18 protein-coding genes and 3 tRNA genes are annotated in these 18881 nt (G+C 39.1%); 3 read left to right on the top strand and 18 right to left on the bottom strand.

Annotation, left to right across the window (positions count from 1 at the left end; genetic code table 11):
* Positions 1-40: 40 nt before the first annotated feature.
* Together JBW_RS07645 and JBW_RS23745 are read right to left on the bottom strand one after the other, a co-directional pair.
* Complete coding sequence (locus tag JBW_RS07645; RefSeq protein WP_007959653.1) at positions 41-790, bottom strand: Rha family transcriptional regulator; 750 nt, start codon at positions 788-790, stop codon at positions 41-43.
* 1 nt (position 791) lies between these two features.
* A complete protein-coding gene (locus JBW_RS23745) occupies positions 792-1118 on the bottom strand; it encodes a helix-turn-helix domain-containing protein (protein WP_007959652.1) in 327 nt (108 codons plus the stop codon).
* Positions 1119-1376: 258 nt separating this feature from the next.
* On the opposite strand from JBW_RS23745, the gene JBW_RS25250 reads away from it, so the two are divergent.
* The 3 genes from JBW_RS25250 to JBW_RS07625 all read left to right on the top strand — a co-directional run bounded on the left by JBW_RS25250 (position 1377) and on the right by JBW_RS07625 (position 3885).
* A complete protein-coding gene (locus tag JBW_RS25250; RefSeq protein WP_007959650.1) occupies positions 1377-2159 on the top strand; it encodes a helix-turn-helix domain-containing protein in 783 nt (260 codons plus the stop codon).
* Between the two features lie 7 nt (positions 2160-2166).
* Entirely contained in the window at positions 2167-2592 is a 426-nt protein-coding gene (locus JBW_RS07630) for an ImmA/IrrE family metallo-endopeptidase (protein ID WP_007959649.1), read from the top strand.
* 75 nt (positions 2593-2667) lie between these two features.
* Entirely contained in the window at positions 2668-3885 is a 1218-nt protein-coding gene (locus JBW_RS07625; RefSeq protein WP_007959648.1) for a tyrosine-type recombinase/integrase, read from the top strand.
* Between the two features lie 123 nt (positions 3886-4008).
* Here the strand turns inward: JBW_RS07625 and JBW_RS07620 are convergent.
* From JBW_RS07620 to JBW_RS07545, 16 genes are all read right to left on the bottom strand, one after another.
* Positions 4009-4085 (bottom strand) — tRNA-Arg (locus tag JBW_RS07620).
* 18 nt (positions 4086-4103) lie between these two features.
* Positions 4104-4177 (bottom strand) — tRNA-Gly (locus tag JBW_RS07615).
* A 25-nt stretch (positions 4178-4202) separates the two neighbouring features.
* Positions 4203-4279, bottom strand: a tRNA-Pro gene (locus JBW_RS07610).
* 245 nt (positions 4280-4524) lie between these two features.
* Complete coding sequence (gene sdhB, locus JBW_RS07605) at positions 4525-5280, bottom strand: succinate dehydrogenase iron-sulfur subunit (RefSeq protein WP_007959647.1); 756 nt, start codon at positions 5278-5280, stop codon at positions 4525-4527.
* A gap of 17 nt (positions 5281-5297) precedes the next feature.
* On the bottom strand, positions 5298-7049 hold the full coding sequence (gene sdhA / locus JBW_RS07600) for a succinate dehydrogenase flavoprotein subunit (RefSeq protein WP_007959646.1): 1752 nt from the start codon (positions 7047-7049) through the stop codon (positions 5298-5300).
* A gap of 22 nt (positions 7050-7071) precedes the next feature.
* The gene (locus JBW_RS07595) at positions 7072-7686 is read right to left on the bottom strand and encodes a succinate dehydrogenase cytochrome B558 (protein ID WP_007959645.1); all 615 of its coding nucleotides are present in this window, start codon (positions 7684-7686) and stop codon (positions 7072-7074) included.
* A gap of 297 nt (positions 7687-7983) precedes the next feature.
* The gene (locus JBW_RS07590) at positions 7984-8541 is read right to left on the bottom strand and encodes a Fe-S-containing hydro-lyase (protein ID WP_007930657.1); all 558 of its coding nucleotides are present in this window, start codon (positions 8539-8541) and stop codon (positions 7984-7986) included.
* 14 nt (positions 8542-8555) lie between these two features.
* The gene (locus JBW_RS07585) at positions 8556-9401 is read right to left on the bottom strand and encodes a fumarate hydratase (protein ID WP_007959643.1); all 846 of its coding nucleotides are present in this window, start codon (positions 9399-9401) and stop codon (positions 8556-8558) included.
* 218 nt (positions 9402-9619) lie between these two features.
* On the bottom strand, positions 9620-11023 hold the full coding sequence (locus JBW_RS07580; protein WP_007959634.1) for an aspartate ammonia-lyase: 1404 nt from the start codon (positions 11021-11023) through the stop codon (positions 9620-9622).
* 260 nt (positions 11024-11283) lie between these two features.
* Positions 11284-12333 (bottom strand): [citrate (pro-3S)-lyase] ligase, encoded by a 1050-nt coding sequence (citC, locus tag JBW_RS07575; protein ID WP_007959633.1) that lies wholly within the window; start codon positions 12331-12333, stop codon positions 11284-11286.
* A gap of 2 nt (positions 12334-12335) precedes the next feature.
* Positions 12336-13877: a citrate lyase subunit alpha gene (gene citF / locus JBW_RS07570; RefSeq protein ID WP_007959632.1), complete on the bottom strand. Its 1542-nt coding sequence runs from the start codon at positions 13875-13877 to the stop codon at positions 12336-12338.
* Positions 13877-14749, bottom strand: a complete 873-nt coding sequence (locus JBW_RS07565) for an HpcH/HpaI aldolase/citrate lyase family protein (RefSeq protein ID WP_007959631.1) — start codon at positions 14747-14749, stop codon at positions 13877-13879. Before JBW_RS07565 ends, citF begins: the two co-directional genes overlap by 1 nt.
* Entirely contained in the window at positions 14749-15042 is a 294-nt protein-coding gene (gene citD, locus JBW_RS07560; RefSeq protein ID WP_007959630.1) for a citrate lyase acyl carrier protein, read from the bottom strand. Before citD ends, JBW_RS07565 begins: the two co-directional genes overlap by 1 nt.
* A gap of 122 nt (positions 15043-15164) precedes the next feature.
* Complete coding sequence (locus tag JBW_RS07555; RefSeq protein WP_007959628.1) at positions 15165-16070, bottom strand: hypothetical protein; 906 nt, start codon at positions 16068-16070, stop codon at positions 15165-15167.
* A gap of 29 nt (positions 16071-16099) precedes the next feature.
* Positions 16100-17350 carry a methylaspartate ammonia-lyase gene (locus tag JBW_RS07550; protein ID WP_007959626.1) on the bottom strand — a complete coding sequence of 417 codons (1251 nt, stop codon included), beginning with the start codon at positions 17348-17350 and terminating at the stop codon, positions 16100-16102.
* A gap of 76 nt (positions 17351-17426) precedes the next feature.
* Positions 17427-18881 (bottom strand): methylaspartate mutase subunit E, encoded by a 1455-nt coding sequence (locus tag JBW_RS07545; RefSeq protein ID WP_007959625.1) that lies wholly within the window; start codon positions 18879-18881, stop codon positions 17427-17429.

Here is an 18881-nt window from a genome sequence, read left to right as displayed (position 1 = left end):
TGGCCTCCTTTCAAATACGCATCGTGATAATCTACCTGGATTATTTCAAGCCATACTTAATTGCCATTTCTTTAATAATCGCTATATAACCCTCAATAAGCTTCTTATCATCTGCTATTACGTCCAACTGGTTGAGCTTGTCCCTTTTTGATTTGCACACGCCTTCATCAGCCATGCGACGACGCTTATTTGTTAACCTGCATTGAAGATCGACTCCAAAACGCTCATCTAAGACTTTATAGCTCTCTGCCCTAAGTGGTTTTACATGTTCATAACCACCCATACTTATAGCCATTTTATTGATTAGATTAGAACTATCTTTACGCCAATCATTAGGATTTAACGCTACTACATCGCGAATACCTTGGACACTTGAAGCTATTTCAAAAATCGCTTTATCCTGTTCTTGTTGCTTCAATTCTAGATTGATAAGCAATTGAAGTTGAGGACTGAGAGCTTGCATCGGAGCAGATAGTTGCTTTTCCATTTCATTGAATTTGGTAACATAGGTAGCGGTGAAAAGCACCCCTTTCTCACCTGTCATTTTATTGCCTACCATTTCACAACCTTGTTTGGTGATTAAGTAACAAGGTCTTGTTTCACCCTTACTATCTTGATAAGTGTTTTCAATGAAGAATTCCAACGTCTGCATTTTTGCAGAGGTTAAATATTCAATGTAAGTCCGAATACTTCTCATTAATTGATCATGTTGCTTGCCTACCATTTCAGCAACTTGCCGACTTTCTACTAATAATTGACCGCTTTGATTGATAATTGTTAAATTACTCATATTACGCTCCTTTCAGTTTTTGCAATCGTTTTAGATATTGTTTGATACTTTTAACTTTTACGCTATCTTGTTGTATTTGCTGTTCAAGAGCTACTAATTCAGATGTCAATTTATTGACTGATTTGCTTGAATCAACATCATTTTCTTCGAGCAAAGAATCTACGGATACTTCAAAATACTTAGCGACTTTAAGAACCTTATCAATTGACGGTGTATTTTTATCCCACCTGTATATAGCACCATTACCGAATTCAAGTTCTTTTTCTAATTTTGAAATATACATATTTTTACTGATACATAAATTTTGAATGTTATTAAATAAAGACATAAATAAGACACCTCCTTTCCTGATTATTTGCAAAAATATTGACATTGAGTCGAAAATATACTACTATGTAATTGGACAAACTTAATACAAATCGTCGCCAAACGATTTTTTGAAAACATGGTTTCAGTTAACCTCTGTTTTTTTATAGCCTTTTGTCAATATTTAAGCTATTAATGCAAGTATAGTGCTAAATAATCTACTTGTCAATACTTGAAATAGATTATTTAGCACTATACTTGAAGAAAGGAGTCTATTATCATGTCTTTAATTGATACTATCCAGAAACTTTGCAGTAGAGAAAACACTACTCTAATAGGCTTGGAGCGCGAAATTGGTCTTGGTAGAGGAACAATTCGAAATTGGGACAAAAGCTCCCCCTCAATAGATAAGCTACAAAAAGTTGCTGATTATTTCGACGTATCAATTGATTATTTAATTGGAACTAATCAAAATGATTTTTTCAGGAAAATACTCAATGAGTTTAAGTGCATGGTTAATGAAAAGTTGCAAAAAGAAAAACTATCCATAGATGAATTATCTCTTAAATTAAGCATTGATCCTATTCTTCTAGCGGAAGCACTTGACGACAATACGCTGTTAACTTATAAAGATTTCGCAATGATGCTTGAAACAATGCTTAACAACATAAGAAGGGAAAATATTAAAGAAAATATAATTAATTATTTTTTTGACTTTTTAGACTTACACTCAAAAATATTCAAGTATGAATATAATAGGCCATATGACGAACCATTTAAATCTTTTCATAAAAATGATTTAAATCTAGAAAATAAAGAGCTTTCTACTAAATACAAAAATTCATCTTCCCTATCGCCAAAAGAAGAGCGCGACATTGCTCGCGACTTAGAAAAAATGCTCTCTAATCTAGAGAGCCGTGAAGCTATGTCTTTCTATGATGGTGAACCTTTGGACGAGGAAAGCAAGGAGTTATTACGTATCTCTTTGGAAAACTCCATGCGTCTTGCCAAGCAGATGGCCAAGAAAAAATTTACTCCTAAAAAATATAGAAAGGAGGAATAAATCAATAATGCGTAAAGAAAAAATGGCGGCAGAAAGATTAATGAAGAAATACAACACAAATTGCCCTTTCCAAATCGCTAGGGAAATGGGCGTAAATATCCAATTTGAGAGGCTTAAAGACACCTTGGGATATTTTAGTACTTATAAACGCATTAAGACCATTCACATAAATCAAGAACTTACTGAACTGGATCAACAGTTTACATGTGCTCATGAGTTGGCTCATTCTATTCTACATCCAGCAGTTAATACTCCATTTCTTCAAAGAAGCACATTATTTTCAGTGTCAAAAATTGAACGCGAAGCTAATACATTTGCCGTAGAACTCCTATTGCCGGATTATTTGCTTTGTGAGCACCAAGATATTTCCCTGTCTCAGCTTGCATTAATCCGCGGAGTTCCCCGCCAATTAATGTATTTAAAGAACAGATAGGATCACATAAAGAAAGACACAGCCCTGTCACAATGGACAAGCTGTGTCTTAATTATAAATTAGGAGGATATGTAAATGGCAAACAAACGTGCAAACGGTGAAGGATCATTCTATTATGATGAGAAAAAAGAGCTATACCGCGCTATGCTGGTTACTCCCGCGGGTAAACGTATCACTAAAGCTAGTAAGAATGAAGACGTTGTAAAAGACTGGCTGAATGAACAGAGGCTACTGATCGGCAGGAATCAACACATAGAACCTAGTACTCTGCTACTTCATGACTTACTTGTGTCCTGGGTAGAAATCTACGCTAAAAGTAAAGTGCGACAACGTACATATGAAAGGTATACCTCTCTAATCAACCACGTAGAGCCCCTTTGGAATATGCCTGTACAAAAACTAACCCCTGACAATATACAGGGCCTATACAACGATTTACAAGAGGAAGGATTCTCTGGAGAGACACGGAAGAAGGTTCATAATTTAATTCGATCCGCATTAGACAGAGCAATAATTAACCGCTATATTCAAACTAATCCTGCAAACTTAGTAGATACGCCTAAAGTTGCAAGAGATGAAATTCAAGTATTTACTTCTCGTGAAGTAGATCTACTATTAACGCAAGCTAAGAGTAATCGGTTTTATCCTATTTTATTATTAGCTTTTACTAGCGGTATGCGTCTCGGCGAATTACTAGGAATTCGTTGGCAAGACATCAATCTGACCACCAATGAAGTGCATGTTCGACAAACCCTGCAATCCACTAATAAAAAAGGTATCATTTTTGAACCTCCTAAAACAAAAAATAGTAAGAGAAGAATTACAATACCATTACAAACTACTGAAGCTTTAAAAGAATATGAAAAACTATGGAACGAAAGCAGAGAAAATTATCCAGGAGAGGACGATCTAGTTTTTGTAACAAATAAACACTCTCCCTTATCACCGCAAAACTTCTTACGACGTTTCTGGAATCGTTTACAGATGGATGTTGAATTTGCAATGAATGATTTTATTCCAAAACCTATGAGTGTAAAGAAAAAGCTTGAAACTATTTTAGAAGAGTGTAGAGAAGATAAAGAGAAAAAATGGAAAAGGTTCACTCCAAAGAACTTTCACGTAATTCGCCACACATACGCCACTACTTTATTAGCCGCTAATGTGCCCATAACGGACGTCTCCCGAGCTTTAGGACATGCACGAGTATCTACTACCCTTGATATTTATTCCCACGCTATCCCGGAGAATTCTAAACTGATTGCTGATAAAATTGCAAATGCTTTATTGAAATAAAAAAAGACTATCCCAAATCAGGAATAGTCTAATATATTTATCTTTTATTGCACACCTGTTGCACACCTAAAATAAAAATAGCACGACTCCGAATCTCAGAAGCCTTGCTATTGTTGAATTCAATGGTGTGCCTGGCACGATTCGAACGTGCGACCCACGGCTTAGAAGGCCGTTGCTCTATCCAGCTGAGCTACAAGCACATATTTTTTTGAAATAAATGGAGCGGGTGAAGGGAATCGAACCCTCGTAACTAGCTTGGAAGGCTAGCGCTCTACCATTGAGCTACACCCGCACATAAATTGGATACTAATTTTTGATGGTCGGAGCGGCAGGATTCGAACCTGCGACCCCCTGGTCCCAAGCCAGGTGCTCTACCAAGCTGAGCCACGCCCCGTTAATCACATTATCTATTATAATATATTCCAATGAGATTGTCAAATACTTTTTTTGAAAGTATTTTTATGTCTACTCATAAATCAACTGTAGCCGAGCATTATTCTCGGCTACAGCCAACTCACAAATAATATAATAACATAATTTAATTATTATGTCAATAATATTTTCTAAAAATCTGCATATATCCCGGTGGTAAATTACTTACTTTTGCGGATACATGAGAACTTGCTAATGGCCTCTAGTTTACTTATTAAACAAGCTCTTAAGTGCTTGCTTATTCGTATCACGATTTAGTTTCGCAATATACTCAGTCAGCTTAATATCTTTAGGGCATGCTTGTACGCAGTTTTGGCTATTGCCGCAACTTGCCAATCCGCCCTTTTCCATCAATGCATCCAAGCGCTCTTCTTTCTGATATTCACCAATTGGGTGCAGATTAAAGAGATGTGCTTGTGCAATAGGAGCAGGCCCAATGAACTCGGAGCCCCGATTTACATTTGGACAAGCATCCATGCAACAACCGCAAGTCATGCAACGAGAAATTTCATAAGCTGTAGTTGCAGTTTTTGGATTCTGACGCGGAGCATCATTATGAACTTCCCAAGTTCCATCTACATCTACCCATCCATGTATGCGTTTTAAACTTTCAAACATTACCGAACGGTCAATCATAAGGTCACGGACAACCGGGAAGGTTCTAGAAGCACTTAAACGAATTGGTTGTTCTAGATGATCAATTAGAGCAGCACAAGCCTGTTGTGCTTTACCATTGATAACCATCATGCAAGCACCACAAACTTTTTCCAGACAGTTACATTCCCAAACAACAGCAGTTGTCTTTTTGCCGTCTTTTGTTACAGGGTTCTTTTGAATTTCCATAAGAGATGCAACGACATTAAGCGCAGGACGATAGTCAACTTCAAACTCTTCTGTATAGGGCTGGGAATTAGGACCATCTTGTCTTTCTATGATAAAATGTACTTTTTTTGTTTCTGCCATTATTATTTACCTCCTTCTTACTCTTTCTTAGCAACAGCATAGTTACGAGGACGGGGTTTAACCAATGAATGATCAAAATCAGCATAACTGATCTTAGGCTCTTCTGTTGCCTGGTCATACTCAGCGACTGTTACTTTCATGAAGCGTTCGTCATCACGGGTTGGAAACTCGCGTTTATAGTGAGCCCCACGGCTTTCATCACGCATACGTGCTGCTCTTGTTACAACTAAAGCATAAATAATCATATTGCGAAGCTGTCTTGCGAACATACCTTCCTGGTTTGCCCAGTTTGATTTATCGCCTATACCGATATTATCCCAACGTTTAAGAATTTTCTTTACTTCATCGAAACAATAATCAAGGTCTTTGTTTACACGTTCAATGGTAACGTATTTGTTCATTACCTCACCAAGTTCATGGTGAAGTTCATGCGCATTTTCCGACCCATCCATTTTTAAGATAGCTTCATACTCTTCACGACATTCTTTTGCTGCTTTTGCTAACTCTTCATCAGTAAGTTCTGAACCTCTTTCTCCTTCTTTAGCCCAGCGCATAGCTTCGGGACCGGAAACAGTACCAGAATAAGCAGCGGAAAGAAGTGAGTTTGCACCAAGACGGTTTGCACCGTGATATTGATAGTCACATTCACCAGATGCCATAAGACCAGGAATGTTTGTGTTATGTTTTGCATCTACCCAGATACCGCCCATGGAATAATGAACGGATGGATAAATTTGCATTGGAACTTTACGTGGGTCATCGCCAACGAATTCCGAATATATTTCCAAAATACCGCCTAATTTACGTTCAAGGTAATCTGCTGGAATATGAGAAAGATCAAGATATACTTTGTTTTCACCATTAATACCAAGTTTTTGATTTACGCATACATCGTAAATAGCACGAGATGCTACGTCACGAGGTACAAGGTTACCATATGCAGGGTACATTTCTTCTAAGAAGTACCATGGCTTACCATCTTTATATACCCAAACACGTCCACCTTCACCACGACAAGCTTCAGACATCAAACGGTTTTTATCTGAACCAGGAATAGCTGTTGGATGAATCTGAATAAATTCAGGGTTACCAATAAGAGCACCCTGCTGATATACAGCAGATACTGCTGAACCATTACAGATTGTGGAAGCAGTACATCTACCAAATACCATACCAGGACCACCTGTTGCAAGGATAACCGTATCAGCACGGAAAGCTTTGATTTCCATAGAATTCATGTCTTGTGCTACAATACCGCGGCAAACGCTTTCTTTATTTTTAATAATTTTAATGAATTCCCAGAATTCATATTTCTTAACAGCACCCTTTACTTCCCATGCACGAACTTGTTCGTCAAGTGCATAAAGAAGTTGCTGACCTGTTGTGGAACCAGAAAACAAAGTACGTTTATTTTTCTGACCACCAAAATTACGAAGGTCAAGTAAACCTTCTGGTGTACGAGTAAATGTAACACCCATACGATCGAACATTTTAATTAATTTTGGAGCGGCTTCACACATGCCTTTTATTGCAGTCTGGTCGGCAAGGAAGTCACCACCATAAACAGTATCATCAAAATGTTCATGGACACTATCATTTTCACCCTTTGTATCCATACAAGCATTCATACCGCCTTGTGCACAAAGGGAATGAGAACGTTTTACCGGACAATACGAGAATAATTCTACTTCTCCGCCAGCTTCACAAATTTTAAGTGTTGCCATGAGGCCGGATAAACCGCCGCCAACAACTATAATTTTCTTTTTCACTAAGCTCTCTCCTTACGTTAAATTATTTCACAAAATGTGTAAGAGCTGTAAGTCCTACACTAGAGATGAGTACAAATAATGCCAAAGTTGCTACACTTACAATACGTTGTCCACGAGGTCCTGATACAATTCCCCAAGTAATTGAGAAACCAAACAAACCATTGGTAAAATGGAAAACGGAAGATAATAGACCAATCACATAAAATCCGAAAGTCAAAGGATCAGACAATACTTTATGCATAAAGTCATAACCAATCAGATGACCGCCCATTGCTTTACCAACAATACGCAATGTCCATACATGCCAGATAATGAAAATAAAGGCAATATAAGCAGTAATGCGTTGTAAGTAGAACATCCAATTGTTCCAGTAACCATAACGAAGCGGGTTATTTTTAGCTTTTAAAGCATACACTACACCTAAAATACCATGAAAAGCAATTGGCAATCCGATTGCGATGATTTCAATTGGAACCAAAAAAGGTATATTTGCAAGTGCCGCTACGGATTTATCAAAATTCGCAGGGCCCCCCATTACTGTTGATACAGTAAATATATGCTCCAATAAAAATGCACCCAATGCTATAACACCAGATAGAGAATGAATACGACGAATCCAAAAATCAAAATTCTTCATGCTTTTACCTCCTGTAATATTTACATAGTTGGTATAAAATACATACCAACACACTGTACAAATAAAGCTATTTCGACACTGCGTCACTTTTTCCTTTAATAAATTTACATAAATGTGAATTTATTCGCAAATGTCTTTTTTACTCAGCAGAAAAGTTTTATCCTATGGACCAAGTAACTCTAGGCCTCTCCTTTATCAGCAGCAGACCCCGTGCAACTTGGCCCTTTCAATTTGTAAACACTTTTCAGCTATCTTAGCTTGTCCTACTCAAGAGCGCTCTATAACCTAAATTGATGATTATATTTTGCGATAGGGCTTTTGACCTTCTTCGTAATAGTTATTGCCATCACAGTCAATCGCTACAATTGCTGGAAAATCTTCTACTGTAAGCTTAGCTAATGCTTCTGCGCCCAATTCAGGATATGCTAACACCTCATAGGCTTTAATGGTTTTTGCAATCAAAGCTGCTGCACCGCCAATAGCTACCATGAACACGGTACTATTTTTTTTCATAGCTTCTACTACTTCTGGAGAGCGATATCCTTTACCAATCATACCACTAAGACCTTGTTCAATCATTTGTGGTGTATACTTATCCATACGTCCAGCAGTGGTCGGACCAGCTGAACCAATAGGATCTCCTGGTTTTGCCGGCGTAGGCCCCAAATAGTATACGATTTGATTTGTAAAATCTACAGGTAATTTTTCGCCTCGATCAAGAGCTTCTGTCATTACCTTATGAGCTGCATCACGAGCACTAAAGATCGTTCCAGTAATTAACACACTATCACCAGCTTTTAAGGAACGAGCCATTTCTTTTGTTAATGGAGTGGTAATACGTTTTACTTCTGCCATCTTCTCTACACCTCCTAAAGTTCAACTTCAGCATGCCGTGTGGCATGGCAATTAATATTAACAGCAACTGGTAAACCCGCAATATGGGTAGCAAAATATTCAACATTTACTGCTAAAGCAGTCGTTACCCCACCTAATCCTTGAGGACCTACACCTGTTTTGTTAACCATCTCTAATAATTCTTCTTCCAATTTTGCATATTCAGGATGATCATTGCGTTTGTTGACGGAACGCAAAAGAGCCTTTTTAGCGAGTATTGTAGCCTTTTCCATGGTTCCGCCTACACCTACGCCAATGACCATCGGAGGACAGGCGTTAGGTCCCGCTGTTTTTACCGTATCAAGAACAACTTTTTTCAAACCTTCAACACCATCAGCAGGTACAAGCATTTTTAAGGCACTTTTATTCTCGCTGCCAAAACCTTTAGGTGCTAGTTTAATTTTAACTTTGTCACCAGGCACAATGCTAGTATGTAAAATCGCAGGAGTATTGTTTGTAGTATTTTTACGATTAAACAAAGGCTCGGCCACTACAGACTTACGCAAATAGCCTTCTGTGTAACCTTTAGCAACACCGGCATTTACTGCCTCTTCCAAACTTCCACCTACCAAATGAACATCTTGTCCTACTTCAATAAACACTACTGTCATACCAGTATCCTGACAAATAGGTCTTTGTTCATTTCTAGAAATATTGGCGTTTTCTACCAGCTTTCCAATAATTTCTTTACCTAAAGCCGATTCTTCTTTTCTTCCAGCTGACACTAAAGCGTCATACACGTCCTCGGACAAATAATAGCAAGCATCCATGCACATTTTTGCTATCGCCTGAGTAATTTGCTCTACCTCAATTGTACGCATGCTCATCCCCCTATTCTAATATTCAAGTGTATTATATCACAAAGTTTTCAGGTAAACCACTCACTCTATCACAATAATATAAATTTTATAGAATATTTGCGTTATATAACTTTTTTTATAGTAACGCAACTCTATACATAGCCTTCGCATACGAGTTACGGTCAAAAAATACACTAAAAATGCACTTCTTGACCGTAAATTCACCATATTCATTTCATTTATTTTAAGAATTGTTTTCCAGCGATACCAGGTTGTGTCATTTCACTTGGTGATAAAATAATTTCTAGTTGAGCAGCTGTTAATAAGCCTTTAGAAATAACTAGTTCTTTAACAGATGCTCCTGTTTTTAAAGCCTCTTTTGCAATTGCAGAAGATTGCTCATATCCAATATGAGGCAACAGCGCAGTCACTATTCCCACACTCTTATCAATCATTTCACGACAGCGCTCTTCATTAGCTTCAATATCTTTCACGCATTTATGATTTAATGTATTTACTACATTCGTTAAAATCGTTAAAGAATTAAAGAGATTATATGCCATGACTGGCTCCATAACATTTAACTCAAACTGCCCATTTTCTACAGCTAAACTAATAACCAAGTCATTACCAATTACTTGATACGCCACTTGATTCACAACTTCGGGTATAACAGGATTTACTTTGCCAGGCATAATCGATGACCCCGGCTGCCTTGCAGGAAGAGAAAGTTCTCCCAAACCGCAGCGCGGCCCCGACGACATGAGTCTTAAATCGCTGGCAATTTTACAAAAAGCCAAAGCCGTAACTTTGAGGGCACTGGAAAATTCAGCAATTTGATCTGTATTTTGTGTAGCATCTACTAAATTATCAGCTGAATGAATTTCTTCACCTGTTAAGCGAGAAAGTTCTTCTACAACAAAGGCAATATATTCTGGCTCAGCATTTAAACCAGTACCAACTGCTGTGGCCCCCATATTCACAAAATGCATATTCTTAACATTTTCTCTAATGCGTTTGATTGCCCGTTTTGTAGCCTCTGCATATGCATAAAACTCTTGTCCTAATGTAATAGGTACGGCATCTTGCAAATGGGTACGTCCCATTTTCAAGATATGATTAAAGTTATCTCCCTTAACAGTAAAAGTAGCTGCCATATCTTCTAATGCAGCAATCAGCTTTTTGGCCTTTGTAATGGTACAAATACGCATAGCTGTTGGCATAACATCGTTAGTAGATTGCGCCATATTTACATGATTATTAGGTGAAATAAGCGCGTAATTTCCCTTTGCCTCACCTAAGATTTCAAGTGCTCGATTCGCTATGACTTCATTAGCATTCATATTCATGGAAGTTCCTGCTCCACCTTGGATGCAATCCACTATAAATTGATCATGCAGCTTTCCCTCAATGATCTCTTGCGCTGCTTGCACAATGGCATTGCCAATTTTGATTGGCATACGGCCAGTTCTCATGTTAGCTTTGGCTGCTGCGGCTTTTACAATACCAAAAGATGCAATAAAATCAGTATTCATTCTATGACCAGTAATAATAAAGTTTTCTAAGGCTCTAGTCGTTTGTACTCCATAATAAACTTCATCTTGTATTTGTATTTCTCCTAGAAAATCATGCTCAATGCGCACAAAACAGCACCTCCACTATTCTTTTACTTGATTATAGCATGGCAATTGTATTTTGTATACATTATTCTTTTAATTTATTGCAAAATTCTTTCTATTTTGCAAGTAAGAAAAATACATATCTATCATGCATTAAAAGGTGTTTATATATACATATGTTAGTCGTCAGAAATAGAATACAGGGATAAACGGCATTATATAATAAGCACTCAAATCTCTATATTCATTCCTGACAGACTATCTTATTTATTTCAATATATACATTAATGTCTCGATATACTACTTTGTATTTTTTCTATAATAGGAATTGCTGTAGGAGAGCGAAGGAATTGGTAAGTCGTATCCGGTACTAAAGTACGAATCTCCTCCCATTCTTCCTGCCTTAAGAGTTCTCGAACCCTAGAGGCACTCACAGCATTTCCTTGAACAGAAATCCTTGGCATTTCCAGCACATCAATCCGATGCTGTGGTAAAATATCGAGCATCGCTTGGTTATAAGCCTTTGTCACTAAGCAATAAGGTTCATCCCCCATATACCGACAAGTAATTCCCATGGCAGGTGCAATATGCTTAGCAAAAATAGTAGCATCCAGCCTTGTCTGCGCTGTTACCGTTTCGTCTCCCTTGGTAAAATAGCCAGGAAACGTAGCAGCCGACACAATATATTTACCTCCTGGCAGCACGACTACGTTATCATAGTCAGCTAATCCTTGCTTAACCAGAGAAAAGCGGACGTCAAAAGGGAATACAGATCCCTCTTCACTGACTACCAATACCACCACAGCTGCATTTTCTTTAGCTGCTTTGGCAATTACCGCCTGATGTCCCAAAGTAAAAGGATTGCAGTTTACTACTAAGCCAGCTCTTTTTCCCGAAGGCAGATGGGCTGTCAAAGCAGCCATCTCCTTACAATACGAATCAATCGACCCGATACCAGCTTCTAAAAGCACTGCATATGGATCTGCCCGCCCAACTTCTTTAAATCCTAATGCACTAAATAAATGCGCCTTGTCAGGCTTGGTGAAAATAAAATAATGATAGATTCCCCGCCGTCCTGCTTCCTGCATTAAATGGCTGACTACTGCTGACGTCAAACCTTCCCCCTGCAGCGACTCATCAATAGCAATGTTACGCAATACTTCTCCAGAAAACGAACCTGTCGCTACAATAGAATCTTCTTTATATAAGGCAATGGTATAGTCTACTTGTTCAGTAAAAGTTAAGGAAAATCTAGAGAGAAACTCTCTCACGGCACTAACCTGTCTAGCATTATTAAGATTGATTACCCGCTCTTCCATAGTGCCCCACAACATCACTAGCCCTCCACTTGGCGCACAACATCGATAATCGTGCCATCACGATATTCTACTACTGCAACTATCTTTTCGCCTGTCTTTACTGCTTTAGGGGCTCCGGCTATTTTCTCTGCCAATTGTTTTAATTCTTGTATATCTTTAACCGGCAATCCTGCTGCCAGGAATTTTTCTTTTAAATCGGCTCTAAGAGGATTTACTGCCACACCTCTTTCTGTAACAAGAACATCAATCGTTTCACCTGGAGTCGTGGCCGTAAGTACTTTATCCACAATAATGGGCAAACGTCCACGTAATAAATTGGCTACGATGATCGTAACTTTTGCACCTGCCGCTGCATCCGCATGACCGCCTGAACCACCCATAATAACACCATCAGAACCCGTAACCACATTCACATTAAAGTCAGTGTCCATTTCTGTAGCCCCTAGAATGACCACATCTAGCTGATTAACGGCGCATCCGGCATTAAATGGACTTGCATAAAAATCAGCACCAATTTCTAAGTGATTTGGATTGGTAGATAAAGAACGAATCGCTTCTAAGTCAAACCCCTGAACATCCATCAATTTCTTAAACAAACCGCTTTCCAGCATATCCACCATATATCCAGTTATGCCGCCTAATGCAAAACTCCCCACAACCTCGTCTTTCTCCATCATTTTTCGGACAAAAGCAGCCGTTGCTAAGGAAGCTCCACCCGCTCCTGTTTGAAATGCAAACCCATTTTTTATAAGTCCAGTAGCTTGGATTACTTTTGCTGCCGTTTCAGCAATTTTAAGTCCTACTGGATCTTTAGTAATACGAGTCGTACCTGAAACAATGCCTTTAGGGTCCCCTACACATTCTACTTTTACTACATAATCTACCCTCGTCTGAGGTATGGATATAGGTGATAGAGGGTATTCACCTATGTAATCCGTCACAGCTACTACATAATCTGCATACTGAGCATCAGGAAAAGCATAACCGAGTGAACCGCATGCAGCCGGACCTTCTACACCATTTAAATTACCGTATTCATCAGCTGCTGGCGCTGCGATAAACGCCACATCAATTTTAAGCTGACCACATTCAATCGCTCGTCCACGTCCTCCATGAGTGCGCAGTACGACAGGTTTGCTAAATAAACCTTTTGATACAGCCTGAGCGACTGGACCGGACATATAATTCGTATCAAGACCCGTTACCACACCATTTTTAACCTGTTCAATAATCGGTGCGTGTACAGGAAAGACAGAACTTAAAGCAACGGTTAGGTTTTTCAATCCTAACTGCGCCGCAGTTGCCAAGACCATATTTACAACGCCATCACCATTTCGGAAATGGTGATGAAAAGATAAGGTCATTCCATCAGTTACAGGTATTTTTTTAAATACTTCGACTAAATTATCGACTAATTTTCGGTCGGTAGGTTTTATGGTTTTGACTTTAGGTGCCTGACGTGTCATTTTTGGCGAGGTAGCAAAAGCACCAGCAAAGGGCTTTATTGCTGCTATGCCAGAAATTGTTTCAGGTATTTCACGTCCAATTGCATTTTTCATTATTTTTCTCCCCCCATCAAACCTAACAATTCTGCTAAATGTAAGATGCGTTCTGCACGATTTACAATTGGCAAATCCACCATCTTACCATTCAATGACGCCACACCTGATCCTTCGGCCTCTGCCTTACGAATGGCCTGGATGACTTGCTGCGCCCAATCAATATCATTTAGACTAGGGTTAAATACAGTATGAATTACATCAATCTGCCTAGGATTGATGGACAATTTCCCCTTGAAGCCCAACCTTTTAGCCAGCTGTGTATCGGTAAGCAGCCCTTCTTCATCATTGGCATCGGTATAGGGAGTATCAATGGATTGAACGTTTGCAGCCGCAGCTGCATTGATAACAATGGTACGTGCTGTAAAGATCTCAGTACCTTCTTTGGTACGCATAGCCCCCAGGCCTGCTGTATAATCTTCTGCACCTAAAGCAAGAGCAACTACCCTCGGGTCCGCTTTTGCAATATGATACGCTTCGACAATCCCGCAAGGTGTTTCTAATAGAGCAATAATCTTTACAGGCGCTTGATCTGGTTTTTCCGCCGCGGCAATCATAGCAGCCACTTGATGAATATCGGCTGCACTTTCTACTTTCGGCACCAAAATTGCATCCGGACAACAAGGAACAATGGCTTTAATATCGACAGCAGCAAAAGTATCTAAAGGATTAATCCGAACCACAGTTTCACTAGCTCCATAATCCACAGTGCGCAGAGCCTGGGCAACCAAAAACCGGGCTGCATCTTTTTCCATGGGAGCCACAGCATCTTCTAAATCCAAAATAACCGAATCTGCACCAAATACACCGCCATTTTGCAGCATTCCCGGATTATTTCCTGGAATAAATAACATACTTCTTCTTAAATCCATTATGCGATTTCCTCCTTTAGCACAGCACCTGCACGGCTTAATGCAGCCAAAGTCCGAGCGTAGATGGTACAATCCAGCGCTCCCCGGTCTACCGCCTTAATATAGATATCCGTAACCCCCTGATCCTTCACCGTTTTCTCTAAGATGAACTTAATATCTTCACCATACTGAGCCAAGACAATACTTTCTAATTCAATAACAATACCGCTTCCTTGGTTACCAGGAGCTACAGTAATCATAACATCGCTTGATTCTAAGGTTCCTGCTTGAGCAGTTTTTGCAATACTTGCCATTTTGCTAACCTCCTAATGAAAAATTCTTTATATGTATCTTTGTGCAATTATGATTTTGATGCTCTTATGGGTACTGCCTTCTCTTAAGAAGACAGTACCCATTTACAACTAATTATACACTTTTACAATGATGCATGAAAGACCATGCTGGAAAAACCATCAAGATTCTCTTCTAATGGTCCTACCAAGCCAATAATAAGGTAGGTTTTCGTTTTAGGGTCATATTTATACTCATGGAGCAGACGAAAACCTTCAATATCTTCCGTATTATGCACATGGGTCCGCGGTCCCGTACACGCCCATGAAACATCACCAATTTCAATATGCCCCTCGTCAGAATAGCAAACTTTCAAACCCTCATCAATGATTTCTTTAACCTTTTTTTCGACTTCCTTAAGATCGGCATCAATCTCCACAGGATATTCCAGGACAAAACCATGATGTACATCTCTGTGACCAAAAGGCAAGATAGCACCATAATCTTTCAATAAAATACTTTCTGTCAAATCTTCAGCAGTATGAGCCATTTTACGGTACTTTAAAGTCTTTACAACCACATCAGCAATTTCCTGAGGAAAAGGACCAAAAACATTAGGACGAACAGCAATAACCTCGCCGCCTACACCTAAGAGCACATCAGCATTTGCCCCCAGAGCAGGATATAACAGATCAAAATGTTCTACTATGACCCGTTTATCATGAGATAGTGCTTTTTTAATAGCATCTGCTAATACATGAAGTTGAGTAAATGCCAACTCAAAACGAATATCAATATGATAGGTATGACTGGAAAAGAAATCTTTTTCAATATTTTTGAGCAAAGGCAAGGGACGTACATTTACACCATCATCATCATTTGTTAATTCTAATCCAGGAAACATACCTTTAATTAAGGAAGATTTACCTGCACCAGGACCACCAACAATGCCAATTAGACGATCCAATGGCGACAAATAACGTTCACTAATCTGCTGCCCCAAAACAAACATACGATTACGTCCTCTGGGTGCAAAATAACTAGCATACATTAATTGCTCATGCATTAACATTCTCATATTTATGCCTTACGAGCCTGGCGAACAGCTAAGATACGTTGCATTTCATTATATACAATCATGATGCCTTCATCCACGCCCATGCCTGGTTTTGCTAACATCTGTACTGGTTTAGTTGCCATCGCAAGATGTACACAAACCTGTGCGGAACGATCTGTTTCGTTGCAAGTACCGCCTTGGTATGCACCTACGCCTTTTTCTTTACAATATAAAACAGCTTCGATGGTATTATTAATTCCGCCTAAGTCCGGTGTTTTGATTTGCAGCATATCACCAGCATTATTATCAGCAAAATATTTAATATCTTCCAGCGTATTGCACCATTCATCAGCAACCACTTCTACATTGATCTTTTCTTCGTGTAAACGAGCCGTAATTTCTTTTAACGCTAACATTTGTTTTTCGCGATCTTCTACATCCATCGGACCTTCAATGCGAAGTTTTAAAGGAGCAGCTGCTTTTTCTAATTCACGGAAATAAGAGACCATTCTTTCGGTATCCAGATCGAATGCAGCACCAATTGTGCCATAAACATCAATGTGCAGTACAGGGTTATAAGAATCGCTGGTACGCAAGCTTAGTATACGATTCTTTAACCAAGTAACATATTCAAGCAACAATTCACCATTCTTGCCTAATTTTTCTTCTACATTATTAATCAAGGCATGAGGCAATACCTGAGCCCCTTTGATGATCATTTTATCAGCATTATCATAGCGATTATCCCCAGACTGGGTAAAAATATCAATCGCTGTTTCACTAACAGTTGTGTTATATTCTTCTGCAACTACTTCACACATCAATTTATGTTTTGCTTTGGATACAGCATCTAAAATTGCTTGGGTTACGCCATAACGCAGTGCAGTATGGATTAGTTTACCTGTTTTGGCATCAACCATACTGTCAATTTCTCCTGCCAATTGTCTAAAAGAAGTTAATTCACGACCCACGAGACGTGGTTTAATTTCTTGTTCAATCACAGGAATAAAATCTTCGGCTAAAAACAATGGGTCACGTCCGCCTGCTCCGCTGTATTGTACAGCAGCGCAATCGCCGTAAGCCACTTGTCCATCTTCTAATACGATCATTACCGATACAGCTTCCCCAGTTTGACGAATGGAATGAAATCCAGGAGTAACCGTTTCTCCTACATAACTAAAACCATCATGCTGAGCTCCTGCTTTAATAGCCCGTTGATCATCAAAATAAAAACCAGTACGACCTTTTGAACATACAACATTTACAATTTTCATGATTACACTCTCCATTCCTTTTTATGCAAGGCGGCAAAAGGCAGAATACCTTTTGCCGCCTTGCTGAATTTAAGATTTATTTATTAGGTCTGCCTACTAAGCGTCCCTTGGAAATCGCATAAATATCATCAATAACCATTTGGAAACTTGCTTTACGTCCTTCTTCTTTAGCGCGAGCATCAATTTTAGCTTTATGGAAGTCAATAATATCCTGTGTGAAAGGTAGATTTCCTACATCAAATAATCGTACAGCGCCATTATTATCACGGGCTGGCAGAATTTTATTCAAGGAATACTGGCTAGGAGCAAAAGGCACGTCCAAGACACCGGCTTCAAAGGCACGAACGCTGCCAGATGCAAAATCTCCATTGCCAAGTTCAAAAACTTTATCCAAAATACAACGTGTTTCTGCTTTTATCATTTCCACTTCAATATCTACTTCTGCAGTCATCGGGAATGGTTGGTCTGCCAGCATATTGATTAATTGCTTCGTTGCACGAAGTCCCATCGCATTGGCTTCTTTTGTAGGAATTCCTAACGCTTCATGAGGAGTCTTAACAATAACTTTCGTAGCCTTTGCCAAGGCAGCAGCTGCTGCGCCCCAAGAAATTACAGCAAATGCCTTTGCTTCATCTTGCGGGAATCCGCCCATCCATTGATGGAATACAGTAGTTAATACGCAGTCGCTATATCCATGTTTTACCAAATACTCTTCTGCCAACTGCTCTAAGGCTTTAATCGCTGCAACGTCTTGGAATAGATTACCACATTGACCATAACCTAATGTTATATTTTTAACACCCTGCTCCGCTGCCAAAATACCTTCAATGATGGCCACTGCATGAGAAATGCAAGGTGGTACTAGCGTTCCTGTTAAAGGTCCAAAAGGCTCTCTGTTAATTTCAATCCCATGCTCAGCATAAATACCTACCAAGCGGTCATTATATTGCCAATCATAAATTGTTTTTTCTAACGAAACACTTTTAGCATAAGGAATGTTATAGGAGATACCGCCACCCTCATAGGATGTGAATCCACCTGCTAACGTTATTTCTGTTAATAAGCGAGCATCCGGTGTACCATGGCGTACTTGTAATGGACCATCTACACTTTCTACCAGTTTACGTACACCATGAACTCCATGATTTACTGCTGGAAAACCATTTAGTAAGGAGCGACCGGCTTTCATACTTTCTTCAATTGCATTTGCACAATTTTCATATTGATTTTGACGAGTATAACTATCAATCGTAGTTGGCAGAAGATCCGCTTCTCCCTCTGTACGCAAAAAGTTTAAAAGATTAATGTGTTCATCCAATAATGCAACCCCTGCTCTGGGCTGAGTTAATGTTTCACCATTCTTCTTCGCTTTTACTAAACGCTTTGCAAAATGTTTTCTAGCTGGGATTGTCTCGTGATACTTAACAGCTTCCTCAAAATTTACATCAGCACCCGTTGGCCAATGTTTCAATATTTCTTCGCGTACACCATAGAAGTGATCATGTGTCCACTTTTTATTTTTCAATTCCAT

This window comes from Pelosinus fermentans JBW45, assembly GCF_000271665.2.
In the GTDB taxonomy this organism is placed as follows: Bacteria; Bacillota; Negativicutes; order DSM-13327; family DSM-13327; genus Pelosinus; species Pelosinus baikalensis.
This window is presented reverse-complemented; position numbering and strand designations above follow the sequence as displayed.

What these genes read in the sequence shown, in the direction of transcription:
- JBW_RS07645 (WP_007959653.1), bottom strand. Translation starts at nt 790, where the DNA reads ATGAGTAATTTAACAATTATCAATCAAAGCGGTCAATTATTAGTAGAA.
- JBW_RS23745 (WP_007959652.1), bottom strand. Translation starts at nt 1,118, where the DNA reads ATGTCTTTATTTAATAACATTCAAAATTTATGTATCAGTAAAAATATG.
- JBW_RS25250 (WP_007959650.1), top strand. Translation starts at nt 1,377, where the DNA reads ATGTCTTTAATTGATACTATCCAGAAACTTTGCAGTAGAGAAAACACT.
- JBW_RS07630 (WP_007959649.1), top strand. Translation starts at nt 2,167, where the DNA reads ATGCGTAAAGAAAAAATGGCGGCAGAAAGATTAATGAAGAAATACAAC.
- JBW_RS07625 (WP_007959648.1), top strand. Translation starts at nt 2,668, where the DNA reads ATGGCAAACAAACGTGCAAACGGTGAAGGATCATTCTATTATGATGAG.
- sdhB (WP_007959647.1), bottom strand. Translation starts at nt 5,280, where the DNA reads ATGGCAGAAACAAAAAAAGTACATTTTATCATAGAAAGACAAGATGGT.
- JBW_RS07595 (WP_007959645.1), bottom strand. Translation starts at nt 7,686, where the DNA reads ATGAAGAATTTTGATTTTTGGATTCGTCGTATTCATTCTCTATCTGGT.
- JBW_RS07590 (WP_007930657.1), bottom strand. Translation starts at nt 8,541, where the DNA reads ATGGCAGAAGTAAAACGTATTACCACTCCATTAACAAAAGAAATGGCT.
- JBW_RS07585 (WP_007959643.1), bottom strand. Translation starts at nt 9,401, where the DNA reads ATGCGTACAATTGAGGTAGAGCAAATTACTCAGGCGATAGCAAAAATG.
- citC (WP_007959633.1), bottom strand. Translation starts at nt 12,333, where the DNA reads ATGTTGTGGGGCACTATGGAAGAGCGGGTAATCAATCTTAATAATGCT.
- citF (WP_007959632.1), bottom strand. Translation starts at nt 13,877, where the DNA reads ATGAAAAATGCAATTGGACGTGAAATACCTGAAACAATTTCTGGCATA.
- JBW_RS07565 (WP_007959631.1), bottom strand. Translation starts at nt 14,749, where the DNA reads ATGGATTTAAGAAGAAGTATGTTATTTATTCCAGGAAATAATCCGGGA.
- citD (WP_007959630.1), bottom strand. Translation starts at nt 15,042, where the DNA reads ATGGCAAGTATTGCAAAAACTGCTCAAGCAGGAACCTTAGAATCAAGC.
- JBW_RS07555 (WP_007959628.1), bottom strand. Translation starts at nt 16,070, where the DNA reads ATGTATGCTAGTTATTTTGCACCCAGAGGACGTAATCGTATGTTTGTT.
- JBW_RS07550 (WP_007959626.1), bottom strand. Translation starts at nt 17,350, where the DNA reads ATGAAAATTGTAAATGTTGTATGTTCAAAAGGTCGTACTGGTTTTTAT.
- JBW_RS07545 (WP_007959625.1), bottom strand. Translation starts at nt 18,881, where the DNA reads ATGGAATTGAAAAATAAAAAGTGGACACATGATCACTTCTATGGTGTA.